General features: G+C 69.1%; 6 protein-coding genes. All 6 read right to left on the reverse strand.

Going from position 1 to position 24,424, the window contains the following annotated elements; translation table 11 throughout:
* Positions 1 to 31 precede the first annotated feature (31 nt).
* The 6 genes from kynU to BN1701_RS08210 all read right to left on the reverse strand — a co-directional run bounded on the left by kynU (position 32) and on the right by BN1701_RS08210 (position 24,307).
* On the reverse strand, positions 32 to 1,294 hold the full coding sequence (gene kynU / locus BN1701_RS08185; RefSeq protein ID WP_231949536.1) for a kynureninase: 1,263 nt from the start codon (positions 1,292 to 1,294) through the stop codon (positions 32 to 34).
* 26 nt (positions 1,295 to 1,320) lie between these two features.
* The gene (locus tag BN1701_RS08190) at positions 1,321 to 2,217 is read right to left on the reverse strand and encodes a tryptophan 2,3-dioxygenase (RefSeq protein WP_197672062.1); all 897 of its coding nucleotides are present in this window, start codon (positions 2,215 to 2,217) and stop codon (positions 1,321 to 1,323) included.
* Positions 2,199 to 3,089, reverse strand: coding sequence for an alpha/beta hydrolase (locus BN1701_RS08195; protein ID WP_054047014.1), 891 nt, complete (start codon positions 3,087 to 3,089; stop codon positions 2,199 to 2,201). Before BN1701_RS08195 ends, BN1701_RS08190 begins: the two co-directional genes overlap by 19 nt.
* Entirely contained in the window at positions 3,086 to 3,712 is a 627-nt protein-coding gene (locus tag BN1701_RS08200; protein WP_054047017.1) for a DUF6875 domain-containing protein, read from the reverse strand. Before BN1701_RS08200 ends, BN1701_RS08195 begins: the two co-directional genes overlap by 4 nt.
* Before the next feature lie 70 nt (positions 3,713 to 3,782).
* The gene (locus tag BN1701_RS08205) at positions 3,783 to 16,511 is read right to left on the reverse strand and encodes a non-ribosomal peptide synthetase (protein ID WP_054047018.1); all 12,729 of its coding nucleotides are present in this window, start codon (positions 16,509 to 16,511) and stop codon (positions 3,783 to 3,785) included.
* On the reverse strand, positions 16,508 to 24,307 hold the full coding sequence (locus BN1701_RS08210; RefSeq protein ID WP_054047020.1) for a non-ribosomal peptide synthetase: 7,800 nt from the start codon (positions 24,305 to 24,307) through the stop codon (positions 16,508 to 16,510). The genes BN1701_RS08205 and BN1701_RS08210 overlap by 4 nt, the downstream gene beginning before the upstream one ends.
* Positions 24,308 to 24,424: the final 117 nt, after the last annotated feature.

Here is a 24,424-nt window from a genome sequence, read left to right on the forward strand (position 1 = left end):
ACTTTCCATGGTGGCGTGGGAGGGACGCGGGTCAGGTCACTTGCGCCCTGGCGTGGGGCAGGTGTTCGTGGTCCCCGCGCGCCACGGTCTCGCGTATACGGTCCATCGCGTCCCAGACGTCAACGAAACTGGTATAGGCGGGTGAGGGGCCGATGCGGAGGCGGTCGGGCATCCGGTAGTCGCATACGACGCCGCCGGTCGTGGCGAGCGCCCGGCAGATGCGCCAGGCGTCCGGATGCTCGAACGACACGTGTGATCCCCGGACTCGGGGATCCGCGGGCGATGCCAGGCGAAATCCGAGCGGGACGAGCCATTGCTCGCCGAGCGCGGCGACCAGCCTCGTCAACCGCATCCCCTTGTCTCGTAACCGGTCGACGCCCGCTTCCTCGATGAGGGTCAGCGCGGGATCGATGGCGGCGAGGGAGAGTAGGGGCGGGGTGCTGACCAGGAATCGCTCGATCCGCTCCACCGGGTCGTACGCGACGCCCATGTCGAACTGGTCGCGCTGGCCGAACCAGCCCCAGATCGGCTGACGCAGAACTGAGTGCAGCTCACGGCGCACATAGAGGAACGCGGGAGAACCTGGTCCGCCGTTGAGATACTTGTAGGTGCAGCCCACAGCCAGATCCGCCCCGGCGGCGTCGAGGTCGATCGGCACCACACCCGCGGCGTGGGACACGTCCCAGAGCACGAACGCTCCGGCCCGCCTGGCCATGTCGTTGACCGTACCCATGTCCATCAACGCGCCACACCGGTAGGCGACGAGGGACAGCACCACCAGCGCCACGTCGTCGTCCAGCGCCGCGCGCAGGTCAGCCGGTTCGAGTCCGTTGTCCATATCGGACCGGATGGTGCGCACGCTCAGGCCGCGCGAATCCGCCAGCCCCTGCATGATGTAGCGGTTCGTCGGGAAGTCCTCGGCGTCGATCACGATCGTCCTGCGCTTCGGGTTGGCATCGAGCGCGGCGGACGCCAGCTTGAACAGGTTGACCGAGGTCGAGTCCGACACCACCACTTCGCCGGGGCGGGCCCCCAGGACGTGCTCGGCGAGCCGGTCGCCCAGTCGGTTCGCCCAGTCGATCCAGGTGTGCCACGAGCGGACCAGCCCGGTACCCCAGCCCTCGCGCACCACGCGGTCGAGAAAGGCGGGGGTCGCGGCAGGCAGCCGCCCCAGGGAGTTTCCGTCGAGGTAGATCATCGCCGGTTCGGAGTTGACGAACTGGTCGCGCAAGCCCGCGAGCGGGTCAGCGGAGTCCAGTTCTTCTGCGAGTTCGCGCCCGATGGGACCTGTCACGGGATACCTTTCTCCAGGGCCGCCGGTCATATCGTTGATCGCACGGACCACAGCTCTGGAAAGAACCTGTGCTCGGCGATGCCCTTGAGCCATGCCACGCCGTGCGTGCCGCCGCTGCCCGGTTTGGCGCCGAGCATGCGCTGCACTGTCACCAGGTGGGTGTAGCGCCATCGCGCGAACTGGTCGGCGGTGTCCATCAGGCCTTCCGCGAGCAAGTAGAGCCGTCGGTGGCCGCCAGGGTCGGCGTAGACCGCCCGCCATGCCGACTCCACGGCGTCGTCGGGCTGGTACGGCACGGCGAAGTCCCGTCGCAGGCACCGGTCGGGGATGTCGAACCCGGCCCGGCTCAACAGGCCCAGTGCCTCGTCGTAGAGGCTCGGCTCGCGCAGTTGCGCGTCGATGTCGTGGTAAGCCGGGGACTTGCCGTGGGGGATGGCCATCGCGGGGTTCTTGTTGCCCAGCAGGAACTCCAGGCGCCGGTAGGAGACCGATTGGAATCCTGACGCGTTGCCGAGCACATCGCGGAATTCGGCGAACTCGAGCGGGGTGAGCGCGGCCAGCACGTCCCACGAGGCCAGCAACACGTCCTGTATCCGCGAAGCCCGTCGAAGCGTCCACAGCGCGTCCTCGACCGCGTCCTTCGCCAGTTGTCCGCGAGCCGTGCCGAACTCGGTGCGCAGCAAGTCGAAGAGCAGCTCCTTGACCTGACTCATGACGATGAACGCGGGCTCGGTGAGCGCCTTCGTCCGTGGACGCCGCAATTGGAGCAGTTCGTCCATTCGTGCGTACTCGACAAACGGTGTGTTCCCCGTGGGGAACTCGGTCTGGGGCCCGCCTCCGGTCTGCTCGGCCTGACGCCTGCGGATCTCCTCGGAGAACAGCGGGCACTGCTGGGTCTGTTCGTTCATCGCTGCTGCGTCCATGCCGCGGCACCCGTCCTTCCGATCGGAGTGGGGATCATCATTTGGGCCAGGACGGCGTCGCCGAGCCGGGTTCCCGGCACGCCGAGGTCATAGGGCAGGTCGAAGTGGTCGCGGTTGGGTGCGACCACCTCGGTGACCCGGGTCCGCGTCCGCAGTGCCGCGGCCATTCGGTCGTGCTGGCGGATGTACTCGCCGGTCTCGTTGCCGCCGCGGGCGATGACGACGGGCGGCAGGTTCGGCGGCAGCCAGTGCAGCGGGCTGTTGCGCAGCGCGGTGGAGTCGTCCATACCGAGCGCTCGGTTGATGTAGGTGTTCCGGACGGGTTCCAGGTCGTACATTCCGCTGAGCAGGGTTGCCCCCGCGATGTCGACATCGCGGGTGGCGATCATCGCCATCGCGGCCAGGTGCGCTCCGGCCGAGGTGCCGGTGAGGTGAATCCGATCAGGTGCGAATCCGAGTTCCCGCGCGTGGGCGCGCAGCCATCGCAGGCTGCGGCGGACCATCGCGACGATCTCGTCGATGCCCACCGCGGGCGCCAACCCGTAGCCGACCGCGGCGAAGGCCGCACCCGCACGGAGAAACGCTGGTGCGGCGAAGGCCGAGCTGTCCTTGGTCACGTCCTGCCAGTTGCCGCCGTGTACGAAGACTTGCAGCGACGCGTGCGGCGCCCGCGCGGGAAAGAAGTCCAAGGTCTCGTCGGGGTGCGGGCCGTAGCGCAGATCGGTCAGGGCCATCGCGTCGCGGCGGGCCGCGGCGCTGAGCTCGCGGTACTCGTCGAGGTAGGCGGCCAGGCTGGGCACGCACGAGCTGGGGGAGTACTGCCGGTCCAGCGTCGCTTGGTCCCAATTCCTCCAGTCATTCGTGTCGATCACGTCGCCACCGCGGGGGGCTGGATCCCGTAGGCGGCGCACGCCTTGTCGAACTGGGTGACGAGAACGGGGTCGACGCCGCGGGCTCCTTTCCAGTAGCGGGAGCCGAAGCGGGTCGCGTAGACCATGAACCAGTCCTCCCGACCTGAGAGGAACAGCACGTCGTGGACAGCCATCGAACGGATCGCGAACAGGGGCACGGGGGACCGGCTGACCGCGAAGTCTGGGTTGCGGGCCGCCACCTCGTCGCAGTCCTGGTGGAACTGGCCGATCATCATGCCGCGGTGCACGCTCTCCGACTTGACGGCGGCATGGGCTTGGTCGAGCACTTCGAGGGAGTCGCGGGCGAGATCGGGTAGCACGACCAGCAGTGCGTGCAGGTTCGGGTTGCTCGCCTTCCACTCGATGTCGTCGAACTCGTCGAGGGCACACCGCATCAGCTCGGTCATCAGTGCCGCGCTGGGCGAAGACCCGACCAGTCGCACCCTGGTCTCCAGTGAACCCATGCGCTGGGCGGGCTCGACGAACGGGCACACCGGTCCGGGGCGTCCGATCAGGCTGTGCGGCCGGGTGATGTAGGTCCCCAGCCAGTCCTCGACGAGCACCAGCGCGTGGTCGATGCTCACGGGTAGTACATCGGTCAACATGGTTCCCTCGCCCGCTAGTTTTCGGATTCGGTCAGCGAGAAGCTCCGGTTCACGATCGGCCATCGCCCAGTTCCTGAAGTCTGGCGGCCAGCAGGCGTCCGACTTCGGCCAGCGAGGTAGGCCTGGTCAACATCGTGCCGTGTTCGCCCGGGATCACATGCATCTCGATCGCCCCGGAAACGAACGGCCGCCAGGCTTTCGCGGTCACATCGGGTTCTTGCTGATCGGTCGTCGTCAGGAGCAGGAGATCGCCGTGGAACTTCTCGGGGGCGTAGTCGATCAGCAGGTGCGTGTTGTTGGCGGAGATCTCCATGATCGACCGCAGTCGGTGCTCTTCGAGATTCGACAGCGCGCTGCCCTGCTCGCGCAGGATCGCCATCGTCGTGGCGAAGGTCAACGGCTCGCCGGTGGTCCTGGCCGAGTCGCCGTCCACCAGACCGACGAGGTACTGCAGGTGCTCGTGCAGCTGGCTGTCGTCGAGTTCGGGAACGTCGGCGTGGGTGAGTCCCTTCCAGCCAGGGAACACGTCGAGCACCGCGAGCAGCGCCACGGACTCGCCGCGCCGCTGTAGCTCGGTGGCCATCGCGTGCGCCGCCAGGCCGCCGAAGGACCAGCCGAGCACGTGGTAGGGGCCCGCGGGCTGGACCAGCTGGATCTGGTCGGCGTAGTCCACCGCCATCTCCACCAGCGATGTCGGACGCGGCTCGGGTTTGCCCAGGCTGCGGGCTTGGATGCCGTAGATCGGGCGGCTCGGGTCGACGTGCTTGATCAACCCGGTGTAGGTCCAGCTGATCCCGCCGCCGGGGTGGACGCAGAACAGAGGCGGGTTCTCACCCCTGGCGCGCAGCGGCAGCATCACCTCGAAGGCGTCGCCCGCGTCGTCGACGTCGAGTCGGGTGGCGATGCCCGCGGGTGTCGCGGTCTCGAAGAGGGTGCGGATCCCGAGTTCGGCGCCGAACGTCGCCCGGATGCGGGCGATGAGCCTGGTGGCGAGCAGGGAATGCCCGCCCAGCTGGAAGAAGTCGTCGTCGACCCCGACTCGGTCCATGCCGAGTATCTCGGCGAAGAGCTCGCAGAGGACCTGTTCCTGCGGTGTCCTCGGCGCCCGGCCCGCGTTCTCGGTGTCGAAGTCCGGGGCGGGCAGCGCTGCCCGGTCCAGTTTCCCGTTGGCGGTCAGCGGGATCGCGGTCAGCGGGATGATCGCCGCGGGCACCATGTAGTCGGGCAGGTGGGCCCGTGCGTGATCGCGCAGTGCGGTGATGACCGCGCCGGTGGTGCGGTTGGTCACGGGGTTGTTGGTGTACGCGGTGAGCGGGGTGGCCGGGTTGGGCTTCGCGCCGGGCAGATAGAGGTCGGTGAGCGGGGCATCCGCGTCCTGCGGGGTAAGGAGGATGTCGACGGTGTCGGGCGTGGTGTTCCACGTGGCGTCGGCCCGGTAGCCGTGATCACATGCCAGGGCGTGAAAGGTTTCCAGGTCGGGGGAATCGACGGGCGTGGCCACCGAGAGCGTGTCGTCGTCGTGGACGGCACGGCTCAGTGCGGCCTCGTAGGTGAGTCGGGTGTTGGGGACGCCGGTGAGGCGTAGTGAGGTGGGTTTTTGGGTGGTGAGGTGGTTTTCGAGTGCTGCGAGGGTGGTCCATTGGAGGGTGGGTGCGTTGGTGAGGGAGTGGGGGTTGGTGCCTGTTTTGTGGAGGGTGACGTCGTAGCGGTGTCGGGTGAGTTCGTTGTGGTGGTGTCCGCGTTTGACGCGGATGTTGGTGGCGGTGATGTCGTTGAGGTGGTGGGGGAGGTTGACGAAGAAGTCGGGGTCGACGAGGAGTTCCTTCTCCAACAGGACGGCGTGCTCGACGGCGCCGCGCACGGCCGCGGCATCGTGAGGCGTGTCGGCGCGGTGGGCGTGGATGGCGGTGGTGAGGGTGCGTAGCAGGCGTTTGTTGCGGATGTCGCCGAGGAAGATCGTTCCGCCGGGGGTGAGCAGGTGCAGTGCGTTGGTCAGTACTTCGACGAGGTAGGCGGTGTTGGGGAAGTACTGGACCACCGAGTTGAGGATGACGGTGTCGAAGCCCGCTGGGAGCCCTCCCGGGTCGTGAGCGGCCTGGGTGCGTAGCCGCACCCGCCCGGCCAGTTCCGGGTCGCCGTCGACGTGCCCCTGCAACGCCCCGATGACCGAGTCGGAGAAGTCGGTTCCCCAGTACGACTCGGTGTGGGGGGCGAGTTGGGAGAGCAGGAGCCCGGTGCCGACACCGAGTTCCAGCACGTGCCGCGGTCGAGTCTCCAGAATTCGTTCCACGGTGGCGCCGCGCCACTCCCGCATCTGGTCCAGCCCGATCGGCCTGCCGTCATAGCTGCTGTTCCAGCCGACGAAGTCCTCGCCGAACGCCGCGGCCTCCGGTCCGGTGTAGAGGGAGTCGTAGAGCTGTCGCCATTCGCTGATCTGGTCGTTCTCGGTTTGTTCGTCGCGGGTGTCGGTGGCGGTGGCGGTGTCGGGGACGACGTAGGCGATGAGCCGGTGGTCGTCCTGTCGGTCTTGGCGGACGATGACGGCGGCATGGGCGATGCCGGGGTGTCGGGTCAGGACGGTTTCGATTTCGCCTGGTTCGATGCGGAAGCCGCGGAGTTTGACCTGGTCGTCGGTGCGGCCGAGGTAGTCCAGGTCGCCTTGGGCGGTCCACCTGGCCAGGTCGCCGGTGCGGTACATCCGGCCGCCCGCTGGGCCGTGTGGGTCGGCGACGAAGCGTTGTGCGGTGAGGCCGGGTTGGTGGAGGTAGCCTTGTGCGACACCGGTTCCGGCGATGTAGAGCTCGCCCGCGACACCGGGCGGAACCAACCGCAGACTCCTGTCGAGCACGTAGGCGCGCATGCCCGCCATGGGCCTGCCGATGGGCACAGACGGCCCCACTTGGTCCGATGGCTTCACCGGGTGGCAGGTGGCGAACGTGGTCGTCTCCGTCGGGCCATAGCCGTTGACCAGAACAGTGTCGGGACAGACATCGAGCACTCGGCGGACCGACGCCGGTGACACAGCTTCACCACCGGTCCAGACCTGGCGCACACCCCTGATGCAGTCCGGGGCGTGATCGGCGAGGACCGTGAACAGCGAACTTGTCAGCCACAGCGCCGTGATCGAGTGCTCGGTGATCACCTGCTTGAGCACGTGGACATCGAGGTCGCCGGGCGATGCCACGACTACTTGGCCGCCGCCCAGCAGCGGGACCCACAGCTCGAAGGTCGACGCGTCGAACGCCGTTGACGAGTGCAGCAGGACGCGTCGCCGCGCGTCGCTGTCCCAGTGCGGGTCCGCGGCGAGGTTTGCCACGTCGCGGTGGGTTACGCCGATACCTTTCGGACGCCCTGTCGACCCTGACGTATACATGACGTAGGCGAGTTGGTCCGGATCGACCAGGATGGCGGGGGCGTCGTCGCGCTGGGCCTCGGCGTCGACAGTGAGGATGTCGACGCCTTCGGGAATCCGATTGGGCGCGGGCGCCTTGTCGACCAGCAGCAGCCGCGTTCCGGTCTCGGCCAGCACTAGATCGATCCGAGTGGCCGGGTACCGCGGATCGAGCGGCACATAGGTTCCACCCGCCTTCAGCACCGCCAGGATGGCCACCACCAAGCCGATCGACCGGTCGAGCAGCAGCGCCACCGGGTCGCCATGGCGGACACCTCGGGAGATCAGGACATGTGCCAGCGCGTTCGCTCGCGCGTCCAGTTCGGCATAAGCCACCGTCGTGTCGTCGAACGTCACCGCCGGGGCGTTCGGCGTGGCGGCGGCCTGGGCGGCGAACAGCTCCGGCAGGCTCTGGTCCCAACCGGCGACCTCGGCGCCCCCGTGCGCGGCGGTCAGGGTCCGCTGGTCCTCAGCGGTGAGCAGGTCGATGGTTCCGATGGGCTGGTCGGGGTCGCCGACCGCGACGCTCAGCAGACGCAGCCAGCGTGCGAACAGGGCCTCGACCGCGCTCTTGTCGAAGAGGTCGTCGGCGTACTCGACGACGCCGAAGATCCCCTGGGGCTCGCCCGCGGCACTCCGCCGCTCAGCCAGGCTGAAGAACAGGTCGAACTTGGCGGTCCCCGTCCGTCCCGGCGCGATGTCCACTCGGAGCCCGGGAAGGTCGAACACGCCCTCCGGGGCGTTCTGCAGCGCGAGCATGATCTGGAACAGGGGATGGCGGGCCAGTGACCTGGTCGGGTTCAGCACCTCGACGAGGTACTCGAACGGCACGTCCTGGTGGGCGTAGGCCGCCAGCGCGGTGTCGCGGACCCTGGCGACGAGTTCGGTGAAGCTCGGGTTGTTCGAGGTGTCCGTGCGCAGCACGAGAGTATTGACGAAGAATCCGACGAGGTCGTCGAGCGCTTGGTCGGTGCGCCCGGCGATCGGGCTGCCGATCGGGATGTCCTCGCCCGCGCCCAGCCGCGACAGCAGGGCGGCCAGCCCGGCCTGCAGCACCATGAACAGGCTGGCGCCTGCTTCCATGGCCACGTCCATCAGCCGCCGGTGCAGCCCCGCGTCAACCTCGACCATGACGTAGTCGCCGCGGTAGGACGCGACCGGGGGCCGCGGTCGGTCGCTGGGCAGGGTGAGCTGTTCTGGCAGACCGGACAGCTGTCCGACCCAGTACTCGATCTGCGCGGCGAAGAGGCTGTCGGGGTCGTCCTGGTCGCCCAGCAGTTCGCTCTGCCACAGGGTGTAGTCGGCGTAGTGGACGGGCAGCGGCGCCCAGTCAGGCGACTCGCCTTGGCAGTGCGCGGCGTAGGCCATGGTCAGGTCGCCGGACAGGGGGCCGAGCGACCACCCGTCGCCCGCGATGTGGTGCACCACCACCAGAAGCACGTGCTCGTCGGGCGAGAGCGCGAAGAGCACGGCGCGCAGCGGCGGTTCGGCGGCCAGGTCGAATCCCCGTCGGGCCGTGTCGTCGAGCAGGCCGGACAGTTCCGCGTGGCTCGTCGACACGACCGGCAACTCCGGGCGGGCCGCGCCGACGTCGAGGATGTGCTGACAAGGCCTGCCATCGGCTTCGGGAAAGATCGTGCGCAGGCTCTCGTGTCGATCCACCACGTCGCCGAGGGCGGCCACCAGCGCCGACCGGTTCAGCGAGCCGACCAGGTGCAGGGCGAGCGGGATGTTGTAGGTGGCGCTCGCGCCTTCCATCTTGTGGATGAACCACAGCCGCCGCTGGGCGAAGGACAGCGGCATCACCTCAGGTCGCGTCCGCCGCGCCAAGCCCAGTCTGCTCGGCCCGGCCACGTGCAGGTTGGCGGCGATGCCCGCCGGGGTGGCGGTCTCGAACAGAGTGCGGAGACTCAGCTCGACGCCGAAGGTTGTGCGGATGCGCGCGATCAGCCGGGTGGCGAGCAGGGAATGTCCGCCCAGCTCGAAGAAGTTGTCCTCGGCACCCGTCCTGGCCAACCCCAGCACCTGGGCGAACAGGTCGCACAGGATTTGCTCCTGGGGCGTGCGCGGATCGCGGGTCGACCCCGCGGCGGCGAAGTCCGGCGCGGGCAGGGCGCGACGGTTGAGTTTTCCGTTGGGCGTGAGGGGAAGCGCGGTGATGGGGATGATCGCCGCGGGAACCATGTAGTCAGGCAGCAGGCGGCGTGCGCGTTCCTTGAGTTCGCTGACAAGCTTGCCGGTGTCGCGGCCTGCCGCGGGGTTGTTGGTGTAGCCGGCAAGTGGTATCGCCCGGGCGGGGCTCGTGGTGGGGAGATACAGGTCGGCGGGAACCCGGTCGCCGACGTCGGTGCGGGACGCGAACACGATGTCGACGGTGTCAAGCGTGCTGTTCCAGGTGGCGGCGGCCCAGTACGCGTACTTGTGCGCCAGCTCGTGGAAGGTCTCGATATCGGGTGCGATGGGCGTCTGAGGAGACTGCGGAAGCGGTTCGCCGTCGTCGATCGCTCGGGTGAGCGCGATCTCGTGGGTGAGTCGGGTGTTGGGGACGCCGGTGAGGCGTAGTGAGGTGGGTTTTTGGGTGGTGAGGTGGTTTTCGAGTGCTGCGAGGGTGGTCCATTGGAGGGTGGGTGCGTTGGTGAGGGAGTGGGGGTTGGTGCCTGTTTTGTGGAGGGTGACGTCGTAGCGGTGTCGGGTGAGTTCGTTGTGGTGGTGTCCGCGTTTGACGCGGATGTTGGTGGCGGTGATGTCGTTGAGGTGGTGGGGGAGGTTGACGAAGAAGTCAGGGTCGATCAGGAGTTCTTTTTCGAGGATGACGCTGTGCTCGATGGCACGCCGCAGCACCGAGGTCTCCACGGACGACTCGGCGCGGTGGGCGTGGATGGCGGTGGTGAGGGTGCGTAGCAGGCGATTGTTGCGGATGTCGCCGAGGAAGATCGTTCCGCCGGGGGTGAGCAGGTGCAGAGCGTTGGTCAGTACTTCGACGAGGTAGGCGGTGTTGGGGAAGTACTGGACGACCGAGTTGAGGATGATCGTGTCGAAGTGGTCCGCGGGGAGTCCGCGGGTGTCATGCGCGGCCTGGGCCAGGAGGTGAACCCGTTCGGCCAACTGGGGCCGGTCATCGACGTGGCCCCGCAGCGCCGCGATGACCGAGTCGGAGAAGTCGGTTCCCCAGTAGGACTCGGTGTGGGGGGCGAGTTGGGAGAGCAGGAGCCCGGTGCCGACACCGAGTTCCAGCACGTGCCGCGGCCGTGTCTCCATGACGCGTTCGACCGTCTTGGCCTGCCATTCGCGCATGTGCTCCGCTGGGATCGGCTGCCCGTCGTAGCTGCTGTTCCAACTCGCGAAGTCCGCACCGAACGGCGCCGCCTCGGCGGTGGCGTAGACGGAGTCGTAGAGCTGCCGCCATTCGCTGATCTGGTCGTTCTCGGTCTGTTCGTCGCGGATGTCGGTGGCGGTGTCCGGGACCACGTAGGCGATGAGCCGGTGGTCGTCCTGCCGGTCTTGGCGGACGATGACGGCGGCGTCGGCTACCTGGCCGTGTCCAGTTAGGACGGTCTCGATCTCGCCTGGTTCGATGCGGAAGCCGCGGAGTTTGACTTGGTCGTCGGTGCGGCCGAGGTAGTCCAGGTCGCCTTGGGCGGTCCACTTCGCCAGGTCGCCGGTGCGGTACATCCGGCCGCCCGTGGGGCCGTGTGGGTCGGCGACGAAGCGTTGTGCGGTGAGGCCGGGTTGGTGGAGATATCCTTGTGCGAGGCCGGTTCCGGCGATGTAGAGCTCGCCCGCGACACCGGGCGGCACCAACCGCAGGCTCCTGTCGAGCACGTAGACGGCGGTGTTCGCGATCGGCTTGCCGATCAGCGGTGCGCTGGACCCCGCGGTCAGGACCGCGCTGGTCGACCAGATGGTCGTCTCCGTCGGACCGTAGAGGTTCACGACCTCGGACCCGAGCTCACACAGTGCGTCGGCGAGCCGGGCAGGTAGTGCCTCGCCACCGACCAGGATCCGCAGCCCGCGCAGGCCGTCCGGATCGTGCGACACCAGCAGCTGCCACAGCGACGGTGTCGCCTGGGCGACAGTGACCCCGGCATCCCCGATCAGTTTGAGCACCGCGGCGGGCTGTGGCACGGCTTCCCGGGGCGCCACCACGACCGCGGCTCCGCTGAGCAGCGGCAGGTAGATCTCCAGCCCCGCGATGTCGAACGCGATCGTCGTCACGGCCAGCAACCGGTCCGACGGGTCGAGCGGGACGTTCTCGGCCATGGCGTCGAGGAAGTTAACCAGGGCGCGGTGCGTGACGACGACGCCCTTGGGCTGTCCGGTCGAACCCGACGTGTAGATCACGTAAACGGGCATCGCTCCGGTGAAGGTGACGTCGGGCGGCGTGGCGGGCTGTGCGTCCACCAACGCCCCCGTGCGGGGGTCGTCCAGCGCCAACCGGGGCACCCGGTCAGGGTCGGCCAGCGCGTCGCCGATGCCGTTCACCGTCACCAGGAGCGCGGGCCGCGCGTCGCCGAGCATGTAGTCGACGCGGGCCGCGGGGTGCTCGGGGTCCAGCGGCAGATAGGCCGCTCCGGTCTTCAGCACGGCCAGCAAGGCGACCACCAGCTCGCTCGCCCGGGGCAGGGCCAGCGCCACGATTGTGCCCGGACGGGCGCCCTCGCGTCGGAGCACGTGGGCGAGCCGGTTGGCCCGCTCGTCGAGTTCCCGGTAGGTCACCGCCGTCTCGCCCGCCACCACCGCCACGGCGTTCGGGGTGGCCGCCGCCCGCTCTTGGAACAACTCGGGCAGACAGGCGTCGTAAACGGGGCGAGCTGTGTCATTCCAGGTTCGCGACACCCGCACGTGCTCTTCGGCGGTGAGCACATCGATGTGGCTGAGCGGCCGATCGGGCGCGCTGACCGCGGCCTCCAGCAGCCGCACCCACCGGGAGAACAGCGTCCGTACGGAACTCGCGTCGAACAGGTCGCCCGCGTACTCCACCGCGCCGGTGATCCCGCCCGGCGTGCCGTCGGCGCGGCGCTGCTCCACGAGGCTGAAGAACAGGTCGAACTTGGCCGTCCCCGTCCGTGCCTGCGCGATGCTCACCCGCACGTCCGGCAGCTCGAACACGCCTTCCGGCGAGTTCTGCAGCGCCAGCATCACCTGGAACAGTGGATGGTGGGCCAGCGACCGGGTCGGATTGAGGACCTCGACCAGGTATTCGAATGGCACATCCTGATGGGAGTAGGCCGCCAGCGACGTCTCCCGGACTCGGCTGACCAGCTCGGCGAACGTCGGGTCGCCCGAAGTGTCGGTGCGCAGGACCAAGGTATTGACGAAGAACCCGATCAGGTCGTCGAGCGCCTGGTCGGTGCGCCCGGCGATCGGGCTGCCGATCGGGATGTCCTCGCCCGCGCCCATCCTGCTGAGCAACGTGGCCAAGCCCGCCTGCAGCACCATGAACAGGCTGGCGCCGGTCCGGCGGGCCACGGTCACCAGCGCGTGGTGCAGTTCGGGGCTGAGGTCGACGGTCAGGAAGTCGCCCCGGTAGGAGGCCACCGGCGGGCGTGGCCGGTCGGTGGGCACCCGCACCTGTTCCGGCAGGTCCCTGAGCGCCTCGGTCCAATAGGCGACTTGGGCGGCGAGCAGGCTGCCGCGGTCGTGCTGGTCACCGAGCAGCTCGTTCTGCCACAGCGTGTAGTCCGCGTACTGCACGGGCAGTGGCGCCCAGTCCGGCGCCGCGCCGCGCGAGCGCGCCGTGTAGGCACGCGCCAGGTCGGCGGCGAGGGGGCTCAGCGACCAGCCGTCCCCGGCGATGTGGTGCAGGACCAGCAGCAGGACGTGTTCCTGGGGTCCCAGCACGAACAGGTGCGTACGGATGGGTGCCTGCGTGCCGAGATCGAAGGTCTGCCGTGCGGCCGACTCCGACAGCGCGGGCAGGTCGGTTTCGACGGTCTCGGTGACGGTCATCGCCGGACACGCCGTATCGGGGTCGAGCACCACCTGCCGTGGCACCCCACCGACGTCCGGGAACACGGTGCGCAGACTCTCGTGCCGGGTGATCACATCGTGCAGGGCCGCCCGCAGCGCCGAGTGGTCCACTTCTCCGGAGAACCGCAGTGCCATCGGGATGTTGTAGGTCGCGCTGGGCCCCTCCAACTGGTGCAGGAACCAGATCCGGCGCTGCGCGAACGACAGCGGCATCGGGTTCGGGCGCTCGTATGGCGTCAATGTGGGCCGCACCGGCCCGCCGTCACCGAGTCGCCCCGCGATGCCCGCGGGCGTCGGGTTCTCGAACAGCGTGCGCAGTCCCACCTCGACACCGAACGCGGCGCGGACCCGCGCGGTGAGCCGGGTCGCCAGCAGCGAGTGGCCGCCCAAGTCGAAGAAGTCGTCGTCGACGCCGACTTTGGCGATTCCCAGAACCTGCGCGTACAGGTCACACAGGATTTGTTCCTGCGGCGTGCGCGGGGCACGGCCGAACCCGAACTCGGCGAAGTCCGGCGCGGGCAGCGCGGCACGATCGAGTTTTCCGTTCACTGTCAACGGAAGCTCGTCGAGCGCCACGATCGCCGAGGGCACCATGTACTCGGGCAGTCGTTCGCGCGCGAAGCGCCGCAGCACGTCCGGGCGGGCCTCGGCGCCGGATGGCGCCACCACGTAGGCGAGCAGGCGCTGGTCGCCCGGCCGGTCCTGGCGGGCGACGACCGCGGCCCGCGCGACGTCGGGATGCTCGGTGAGCAGCGACTCGACCTCGCCCGGCTCGATCCGGAACCCGCGCACTTTGAGCTGGCTGTCCGCGCGCCCCAAGAATTCCAGGTCGCCATCGGTGTTCCAGCGCACCAGATCGCCGGTGCGGTACATCCGGCCACCCGCGGCGCCATGCGGGTCGGCGACGAACCGCTGCGCGGTCAGCGACGACTGGCCCAGGTACCCGCGCGCCAGCCCGCATCCCGTGGCGTACAGCTCGCCCGGCACGCCGGGCGGCACCAGCCGCAGACCAGGATCGAGTACGTAAAGCCGGACGTTGTCGACCGGGCGGCCGATCGGCGCCGCCTGCGGCCACTCGTCGACGTCGGCTGGGAGGGTGTGCGAGCTGAGCATCTGGGTCTCGGTGGGCCCGTAGTGGTTGTGCAGCCGCCTGCCGGGAACCTTGCGGTGGAAGTCCCGGACCTCGCGGCTCAGCGTCAGCGCCTCGCCTGCCTGCACGATCTCGGTAAGCAGCGGAAGATCGAGTCCCTGCGCGTTGGCCGCCTCGGCAAGCGCTTCCACCACCAGGTTCGGTGCGAGCAACTCGTTCACGTCGTGCTTGTCGAGCCACCGCGCGAACAACTCGGGGTCACGGCGCACGTCGTCGGATGGCACGACGAGGGTCTTGCCGTACAGCACCGCGGACAGGACCTCCTGCGCCGAGACGTCGAAGCTCAAGGCGGTGAACTGGGCGGTCCTGGTGCCAGGGCCGCCACCGAGCATCCGATGGTGCCACCGCAGCACGTTGGTCAGCCCGGCGTAGGTCATCATCACGGCCTTCGGCCTGCCGGTCGAGCCGGAGGTGTAGATGAGGTAAACCGGGTGGGCGCCGGCCAGCGGGCCGGTGCGCTCCGCGTCGGTCGGGTCGGCGTCCGAGCGCCCGGCGACCATGGTCACGGTGTCGGGATCGTCCAGCACCAGGGTCGGGACAACGCAGTCCTCGGGGACGCACCCGACCGTCTTCGTGCTGGTGATCAGCACGCTCGGTCCGGCGTTGTCCAGCATCAGCCGGATGCGCGAGGCCGGGTAGTCGGGATCGATCGGCAGATACGCCGCGCCCGCCTTGAGCACCGCGAGGATCGCGATCACGAACTCCGGGATGCGCGGCAGCGCCAGGGCAACGACGCTGTCCGGTCCGACCCCCCGCGCGATGAGCGCCCTCGCGAGTTGGTTGGCGCGGCTGTTGAGCTCCGCATAGGACAGGGCGGTGTCGTCGAAGCGCACCGCGGCCGCGTCGGGGGTGGCCGCCGCCTGGATCTCGAACGCGCCGGGCAGACTGGTCGCGCCGACGTCCTTGTCGGTGTCGTTGTACCCAGTCAGCGCCCGGTGCTCGTCCGCGCTCAGCAGGTCGATCCGTGCGAGCGGGGTATCAGGTTCGCTAGCCGCCAGTTCGAGTACCCGCACGAGCCGGGAGACGAGCGCGTCCGCGTAGTCCTGGTCGAACAGGTCGTCACGGTAGTCCAGGCGCAGGTACAGCCGCTTTCCCGGCGCGGCGACAAGCGTGAGCGGGTAGTGCGTCGCGTCGCGGCCGCGGTGCAGGGCGGGGCTGACCCGCAATCCCGCGTCCTGCCCGGGGGTGTCGCTCGCGTCGGGGTCATCCCACGGGTAGTTCTCGAACACCATCATGGTGTCGTACAACTCGCTCATCCCGGTCAGATGCTGGATCTGGGGCAGTCCGAGGTGGTGGTGCGCGGTGAGCGGGAACTGCTCTTCCTGCACCCGGTTGATCAAGGCCCGCAAGGTCTCGCCGGGGTCGATCCCCACCCGGACCGGGACCATGTTGATGAACAGGCCGACCATCGTCTCGACATCGGGGAACTGCGGCGGGCGCCCGGACACCACGGCGCCGAACATGACGTCGTGCTGACCGCTCATCCGGCTCAGCACGAGCGCCCACGCCGCCTGGATGATCGTGTTCAGCGTGACCCCGCCGCGTTGGGCCTGCTGGTGCAGCGCCCCCGTGACGGTCGCGGAAACCTCGACGACGACCCGCCGCGGCATCCGGGGTCCGCGGCCGGGGTCCGCGGGCGCGAGCCGAGTGGGCTGGTCGACCCCCCGCAGCGCGGCACGCCATGCCCGCTCGGCCGCGGGCCGGTCCTGCTGCCCGAGCCAGGTGAGGTAGTCGCGGAACGGGGTCACCGCGGGGAGGGTGGCTTCCGGGTCGGCGTAGAGCGCGAACAGCTCGCGGATCAGCACCGGCATCGACCAGCCGTCGAGCAGGATGTGGTGGCTCGTCATGACAAGGCAGTGCCGGTCAGCGCCCATCCGGACCAGGGTGAACCTGACCAGCGGCGGATCGGTCATGTCGAACCGACGCTCGTAGTCCACTGTGGTCAGTCGGGTGAACTCGGTGTCGGCGTCGCCATCGCTCAGTCCGGCGAGGTCGACCTCCGACCACGGCACCTGGACCCGCTGGGCGATGACCTGAAGGGGCTGACCGGAATCCACTTGCCGGAAACAGGCCCGCAGCGTCGGATGCCGGTTCACCAGCGACTGCGCGGCCACGCGCAGCGCCGCCCGGTTCAGCGGACCTGCGATGTCGAACACCTGCTGGACGGTGTAGACGTCCGGACTGTCCTTGTCGTACAGCGAGTGGAACAGCAGACCTTCCTGCATCGGGGAGAGCGGGAGGATGTCCGCGAGGCCCGACGGGTTCATTTCTGTGCCCTCCACATGCCTTCGATTTGGTCGATCTCGTGCTGCCCCAGAGCCGCGAGCGGGAAGTCGGACGGGGTATGGCCACCGATGCCGGGACGGCCGCCGTGGCTGACCAGTCCGCCGATGGCGTCGAACCACAGGCGTGCCAACGTCCGCACGTGGTGCTCGGACCACATTCCTGGCGCCCAGCTCCAGGTGGCTTCCAGTCGCGGCCCGTCAGGTCCGTCCAGTACCCAGGAGTTCACTTCGAGTCCATGGGCCAACGGCGTCGCCGGGTCGATGCCGCCGACCATCGCGCTCTCGTCGGCCACCTGCCAGCCGTCGTGTCCGTCTACAACGGACATTCCGGGGCCCGCGAACCGGCCTACGTAGTTGAAGCCGATCTGTGGGACCGGCAAGGCGGCCAGGTCCGGCCCGGTCGCCGGGTTGAGGTACCGCAGAAGACCGAAGCCGATCCCGTGGTCCGGCCCGGCACGCAGTTGCTCCTTGACCCGCTTGACCGCGTTTCCCACGGCCGCGGCACCCGCGACCACCTCGCCCCACGCCATCGGGCCGGGATCGAGCCGCACCGGGTACAGGCAGGTGAACCAGCCGACCGTGCGGGAGAGGTCGACCCCGCCGATCCGCTCCTCACGTCCATGGCCTTCCACGTCGATGAGGACCGAGTCACCGTCGCCGCGCCCATGGGCACGCCGCCAATGTGCGACCGCCAGTGCCAAGCCCGTCAGCAGAACATCCTGGACACCGGTGTGGAACGCGGCGGGCACACTGGTGAGCAGGGGAGCGGTCGTGGCCGTGGGCAGGACCGTGGTCAGCAGGCGCGCTTCGCCCGCCACGTCCTCGCGATGGAGCACCCGGTCCGACAGCACTGGGTCCGGTCCGCCCAGGACGTGCTTCCAGTGAGCGAGTTCCGCGACCCGGCCCGGTCGCCGGGCTTCCTCGAACTGCAGACTCGACCACCGGCGCAACGAGGTGCCCACCGGTTGCGGGCGCGGTGGGTTCCCGTCCGCGATCGCGCTCAGCGCCGAGACGAGGTCGGGCAGCAGGATGCGCCACGACACCCCGTCGACAGCGAGGTGGTGCACCAGGATCAGCAACCTGCCCGGCAGGCTCGCGCCGAGGTCGAACCACACGAACTGGGCCATCACCCCTGACTCGGGGACCAGTCGGGCCGCGGCTGCCCCCAGTTCCGCGGCGATCGACTCGCGCAGCGCGATGGGAGCCAGGCCGGTGGCGTCGACGCGGTGAACCAGGTCGGCCGCGGACATCGTGCCGACCGGCGTGACGCGCACCTCCCACGGCACGGTGCGCACCCGCGTCCGCAGGGCGTCGTGGTGGTCGAGCACCGCCTGAACCGCGCGAACCAGATCACGGGCGTTGAGGCTCGGCGGCGCGACGAGCAGGATCGATTGGTGGAAGCCGTCCAGCGGGCCGCCCCGATCACGCAGCCAGCCGATGATCGGCGTCGGTTCGAGCGCGCCGATCCCAGCGCCCGCGGGCTCCGGGGCCGTAGTGACCGTGTCTTGGGCGATCCGGGCGAGCCGCGCGATCGTGCGGTGCTCGAAGACATCCCGCACGGTGATCACCACACCGGCCGCCCGGGCTCGGCTGACCACTCTGATCGACACGATGCTGTCCCCACCCATGGCGAAGAAGTCGTCATCGGTTCCGATGCTCGCCAGGCCCAGCACCTCGGCGAACAGGTCACACAGGACCTGTTCCCGCGACGTCCGGGCCTCGCGGTGGCTCACGGTGGTGGTTGCCACGGGGTCGGGCAGCGCCGCCCGGTCGAGTTTGCCGTTGGTGGTCAGCGGCACCTGATCGATGGGCACCAGTGCCGACGGGAGCATGTACTCGGGCAGCCGCTCCCGCAGGAACTCGCGCACCGCGTCGACCCGCACCGCGGAGCCCGCCACCGGAACGGCGTAGGCGACAAGTCGGCCGTCGCGAGTGATCACCGCGGCCTGTGCGACGTCAGGGTGCGCGGTGAGGGCTGCCTCGACCTCGCCGGGCTCGATGCGGAACCCGCGGATCTTGACCTGGTCGTCCGCGCGCCCGAGGAACTCCAGCACGCCTTCGCAGGTCCACCGTGCCAGGTCACCGGTCCGGTACATCCGATCGCCGCCGTGGCCGTGCGGGTCGGCGACGAACCGGTGGGCGGTCAGCGCGGGCTGTCGAAGATAGCCCCGCGCCACACCGGTTCCGGCGATGTAGAGCTCCCCGGTCACGCCGGGCGGCACCAGCGCCAAGGTCGGCCCCAGCACATAGGTACGGGTGTTGGCCATGGGCCTGCCGATCGGCACGGTGTGGCCCGCCCGGTCGGGCGCCCGCACGGCGTGGCACGACGAGAATGTCGTCGCCTCGGTCGGACCGTATCCGTTCACCACCACCGTGTCGGGGCACGCCCGCAGGACTCGGTTGACCGCGGCCGGGGACAGCACGTCCCCTCCGGCCCAAACCTGCCGCACACCGGCGAAACAGCTGGGATCGTGTTCGGCCACCACATCGAAGAGCGCCGCGGTCAGCCACAACCCGGTCACCGACGACTCACGGATCGTCTTGGCGAGTCCGTGTGGATCCACCTCGCCCGGCGCGGCCACCCACAATTGCCCGCCGCGCAGCAGCGGCACCCACAGCTCATAGGTGGACGCGTCGAAAGCGGCGGGCGAGTGCACCAGGACGCGCTCTTGCGCACCGCCTCGCCAGCGGCTGTCCAGCGCCAGCGCGACGACGTTGCGATGGGTGACCGTGACGCCCTTGGGCTGCCCCGTCGAGCCGGAGGTGAACATGACATAGGCCGAGTCGTCCGGCGCGCGGCCCGCCACCGACAGCGGGGCACCAGACTCCTCGGCGATCAGCGACCGGGTGCCGGAGTCGTCGACGACCAACGTCGGAACCGACGCGGTTCCCGGCGCCAAGTGGGCCGAACCGGTGTCGGTGAGCAGCAGACTCGGCCGGGTGTCGCGGAGCATGAATTCGATACGCGCGGCGGGGTAGCGGGAGTCGAACGGGATGTAGGTCCCACCGAGCTTGAGCACGGCCAGGATCGAGACCACCAGGTCGGCGGATCGCCCCATCAGCAGGCCGACCGAGTCGCCTGAGCGCACCCCCCGCGACGCCATGACGCGGGCGAGCCGGTTCGCCGACGAGTCGAGTTCGGCATAGGTCAGCTCGGTGTCGGCGAAGACGAGCGCGGACGCCTCGGGGGTCGCCGCGACCTGAGCCTCGAACAGCGCGGGCAGTGTCGCGTCGGGCACCGGCTCCGCGGTGTCGTTCCACACTTCGTACCGGCGCCGTTCCTCGGCGCCGAGGATGTCGACGTCCCCGATGCGGCGGCCCGGTTCCGCGACCACCGCGTCGAGCAGCCGCACCCAGCGGGCCACCAGCGTGACGATGGTGTCCTCGTCGAACAGGTCGGCGGCGTACTCGACCAGACCGGTGATCCCGACGGCCGCGCCCGACGCGTCGTGCTCCTCCGACAGGGTGATGAACAGGTCGAACTTGGCTGTCCCAGTCCGGCCCAGTTCCGCGTCGATTCTCAGCCCCTCCAGGTCGAAGTCCACTTCGGACGCGTTCTGCAGCGCGAGCATGATCTGGAACAACGCGTTGCGGGCCAGTGACCGGTCGGGCTGGAGGACCTCGACCAGTTGCTCGAACGGCACATCCTGGTGGGCGTAGGCGGCCAGGGCGGTGTCGCGTGTCCTGGCCAGCAACTGCTCGAAGGTCGGGTCGCCGGAGGTGTCGGCGCGCACGACGAGCGTGTTGACGAAGAATCCGATGAGGTCGTCCAGCGCGCGGTCGGTGCGCCCCGCGACGGGAGTGCCGACCGGCACGTCATCGCCCGCGCCGAGCCGCGACACCAGGGCGGCCAACCCGGAGAGCAGGACCATGAACAAGGTGGTGCCGGAACTCCGGGCCAGCTCCACCAGCCCGCGGTGCAGGTCGGCTCCCATGTGGACGGGCACGTAGTTACCGCGGTGCGATGCCACAACGGGCCGCGGTCGGTCGGATGGCACCGTGACCTGCTCGGGGAGGCCTGCCAGCGCGTCGCGCCAGTAGGCCACCTGGCGGGAGTACAGGCTGCGGTCGTCCGACCCGTCACCGAGAAGGTCGTGCTGCCAGAGGGTGTAGTCCGCGTACTGCACAGGCAGCGGTGGCAGGTTCGGTTCGCCGCCGCCGCGCCGAGCGGTGTACGCGGTGGCGAGGTCGCGCGCGAGCGGACCCAGCGACCAGCCGTCGGCGGCCATGTGGTGCAGCAGGATCAGCAGAACGTGGTCCTCGGGGCCGATCTCCAGCAGGTGCGTGCGGATGGGTGCCTCGACGGTGAGGTCGAAGGGCACGCCCGCCTGGCGGGCCAGGTGTTCTGGCAGCTCCGCCTCGGCGCACGCGGTCAAGATCAGCGGAACGTCGGCCGAGTCCAGGATCCGCTGATAGGCGACACCATCGGTCTCGGAAAGGACGGTGCGCAGACTCTCGTGCCTGGCGGCCACATCGTTGATCGCCCGACGCAGCGCTTCGCGGTCGAGTGGACCCGACATCCGCAGGACAGTGGGAACGTTGTAGGTCGCGTTGGGGCCGTCCAGTCGGTGCAGGAACCACAGGCGCCGTTGCGCCGAGGACAGCGGCAGGGCCGCGGGACGGTCGTAGGCGGTGAGCGCGGGGCGGGCGGCTTCGGCGCCGTCCAGGCGCTCGACGATCGCGGCCGGGGTGGGGGATTCGAACAGTGCCCGCAGACTCAGCTCGACACCGAAGGCGGCCCGGATCCGCGTGATCAGCCGCGTCGCGAGCAATGAATGCCCGCCAAGGCCGAAGAAGTCGTCATCGACGCCGGTTTTCTCCAGCCCCAGCACTTCGGCGAACAGAGCGCACATCACCTCTTCGCGCGGGGTGCGGGGATCATTGCCGAATCCGGTGGTCGAGAAGTCCGGGTCGGGCAGCGCGGCGTGGTCGAGTTTGCCGTTCGGGGTAAGGGGAATCGCATCGACCCGCACCACCGCGGCGGGGACCATGTGCTCGGGCAGCCGTTCGCGCACGAACTGGCGCAGCGCCTCCGAGTCGGTCTCTCCGGTCACGACGTAGGCGATGAGACGCTCGTCGTCGAGGCCGCGACGCCAGGGCACGGCTACTGCCTGCCGGACCGCGGGGTGCTCGATCAGCGCGGACTCGATCTCACCCAGCTCGATCCGGAATCCACGCAACTGCACCTGGTCATCGGCTCGACCGATGAATTCCAGCCCGCGGTCAGCGCCCCATCGGGTCAGGTCACCGGTGCGGTACATCCGGTCGCCCGGCGGCCCGAACGGGTCGGCGACGAACCGTTCAGCTGTCAGCCCGGGCCTGCGCAGGTACCCCCTGGCCAGCCCGGCACCCGCCACATACAGTTCGCCAACGACTCCTGGCGGGACCAGCCGCAGCCGGGCGTCAAGGACATAGGTGCGCAGATCGGGGATTCCGGTGCCGATCATGCTCGCGGCGCCTGCCTCGGCGTCACGCGCGCCGAGGACGGCGTGGGTCACGTGCACAGTCGTCTCGGTGATCCCGTACATGTTGACCAGGCGAGGCGCGTTCTCGGCGTGCCGCTGGTACCAGTCGCGCAGCCGGTCGGTGCGCAGCGCCTCGCCGCCGAACACGACCGTGCGCAGCGACGATGCCCGCCCTGGTCTGTCCAGATCAGACTCCGCGAGTTGGTGGAAGGCCGACGGTGTCTGACTGAGCACCGTCACCTGGCAGCTGTCCAGCAGCTCGAGGAACGCGTCCGGGGAGCGGCTGGTCTCATACGGCACGACGACCACCTGCCCGCCGTGCAGCAGCGCGCCCCAGATCTCCCACACGGAGAAGTCGAACGCGCACGAGTGGAACAGCGTCCACACGTCGTCGGCCCGGTAGTCGAACCACTGCCGGGTCGACTCGAAAAGCCGCACGACGTTGTGGTGGGTGATCACCACCCCTTTGGGTCTGCCGGTCGAGCCGGAGGTGTAGATGACGTACGCGGCATGGTCAGAGCACAGCGCCGCGACGCGAGGGTTGGTACTCGGCTGTTCTCCCAGACCGGCCATGGTTTCCGAGTTGTCGACCACGACCAACGGCAGGTCGTGGATCGACTCGGTGGTCGCCTGGGTGCAGATCGCCAGGCTCGGCCGCGCGTCGCCGAGCGTGAACTCCAGTCGGGCGGCCGGATAGCCCGGGTCGAGCGGGCAGTACGCGGCGCCCGCTTTGAGCACGGCGAGAATGGCGACAAGGAGGTGATCGGACCGGGGAAGTGCGAGCGCCACCAGAGTTTCAGGCCCCACGCCCCTGTCGATGAGGGCATGGGCGAGTCGGTTGGCGCGGGCGTTCAGCTCGCCATAGGTCACTATGGTGTCCTCGAATCGCACCGCGACCGCGTCCGGCCGAGCCGCTGCCTGCAATTCGAACAAGGCAGGCAAAGTGGCGCGGCGGTCCGGGAGGGCGGGTGGGTCCGGGAGCATCCAGGCACGCTCGTGCTCGGTGACGACGTCGATGTCGCCGATGATCGAATCGGGACCGCCGTCGATCAGGGCGTCCAGCACCCGGCACAGTCGGTGCCCGATGGCTGCGGGCTCGTCGACCGCGCAGACCTCCGGGTGGGCGGTCACATCGATGCGCGGCCCAGCGCCGGGCTGTTCCCAGACGGAGATCGCGAGATCGCCGATCAGACCGGATGAGACAGTTCGCATCGTCGCCGGATGGTCGGCGAACCGCAGTTCGTAGTCGAACGCCATGACGTTGACGACCGGCACGGCAGGCGTCTCCAGGGCGGTGAGATCCCGGCGCAGGTCCTCGCCTCGGTAGTGCTGATGTCGAACCGCGTCCGCCGCCTGGTCCGCGACCTGGCCCACGAACTCGGCGGCACTCATGTCGGGGTGAACCGTCACCCGAAGCGGCAGAACATTCGACATGGTGCCGGGAGTACGGCGCAGCAGAGGATCCTGGCGGGCGGCGAGCGGAAGTCCGATGGTCACCTCGTTCGTCCCCGTCAGCCGGGCGACCAGAATGGCGGCCGCCGCGACCACGACCTGCGACCACGGCACCCGAGCGGCACCTGACCACGCCCGGAGCTCGTCCAGCCGTCCCCGCGGCATCGAGCTGGTGTGGCGGAGGAAGTCGGATGGGGTCGTGGTCGGCACCGCGACGAGCCGCGTCGGCTCCGCCGCGCCCGCGAACCGGTTTCGCCAATAGTCGCGGTCGCGGCCGAACCGCTCGGAAGCACGATAGGCGCGGTCGTGCTCGACGACCTCGTGCAGCGACCCGAAGAACCGAGGGGCCCCCGGGACTCCGGTCGCCAGCGCCGTGTAGAGCTCAGCCGTGCGCCGGGCCACGAGCAGGGCGCCGAAGGCGTCCATCACAATGTGGTGGTAGCCCTGAAACCAGAGGAAACGGTCGGCATCCACCTTGATCAGCGCATAGGTGAACAAAGGCCCGCGCGACAGATCCATCGGCGACCGTACGGCGTCGGCCATCCACTGTTCGGCGGCCTCATGCGGATCGGTCTCGGCGCTGACGTCGACGACCGTCAGCGGCCACCGCGAGGTCCGGCGTACCATCTGCCGAACCTCGGATGCCTCCTCGGCGAACGTCACCTGCAGGGCCTCGGTCTCGTCGACCGCCTGCCGCAACGCCCGTTCGAAGAGGGCATGGTCGACCGGCCCGCGGATCTCGACGCACTCCGCGACCTTGTACACCCGGTTTCCCGGCTCCAGGCGCTGCTCGGCGAACCAGATCTCGCGTTGCGCGGCGGACAGCGACAAGACAGCGCCGTCAACGTCACAAATGGACACTTTCCGCCTCCGCTTGATCGCGCACGTCGGCGATGGCCGCCGAAAGGGTTTGGCTGACTGAATTCGCGGAATCCCGCTGCATTCGAGTCTCGAACGTAACACGGTGATTGTGGTCGA

The sequence above is a fragment of the Alloactinosynnema sp. L-07 genome, assembly GCF_900070365.1.
Classification (GTDB): Bacteria; Actinomycetota; Actinomycetes; order Mycobacteriales; family Pseudonocardiaceae; genus Actinokineospora.

Coding starts and splice junctions, on each gene's coding strand:
- BN1701_RS08190 (WP_197672062.1), bottom strand. CDS start 2,217: ATGGACGCAGCAGCGATGAACGAACAGACCCAGCAGTGCCCGCTGTTC.
- BN1701_RS08205 (WP_054047018.1), bottom strand. CDS start 16,511: ATGAACCCGTCGGGCCTCGCGGACATCCTCCCGCTCTCCCCGATGCAG.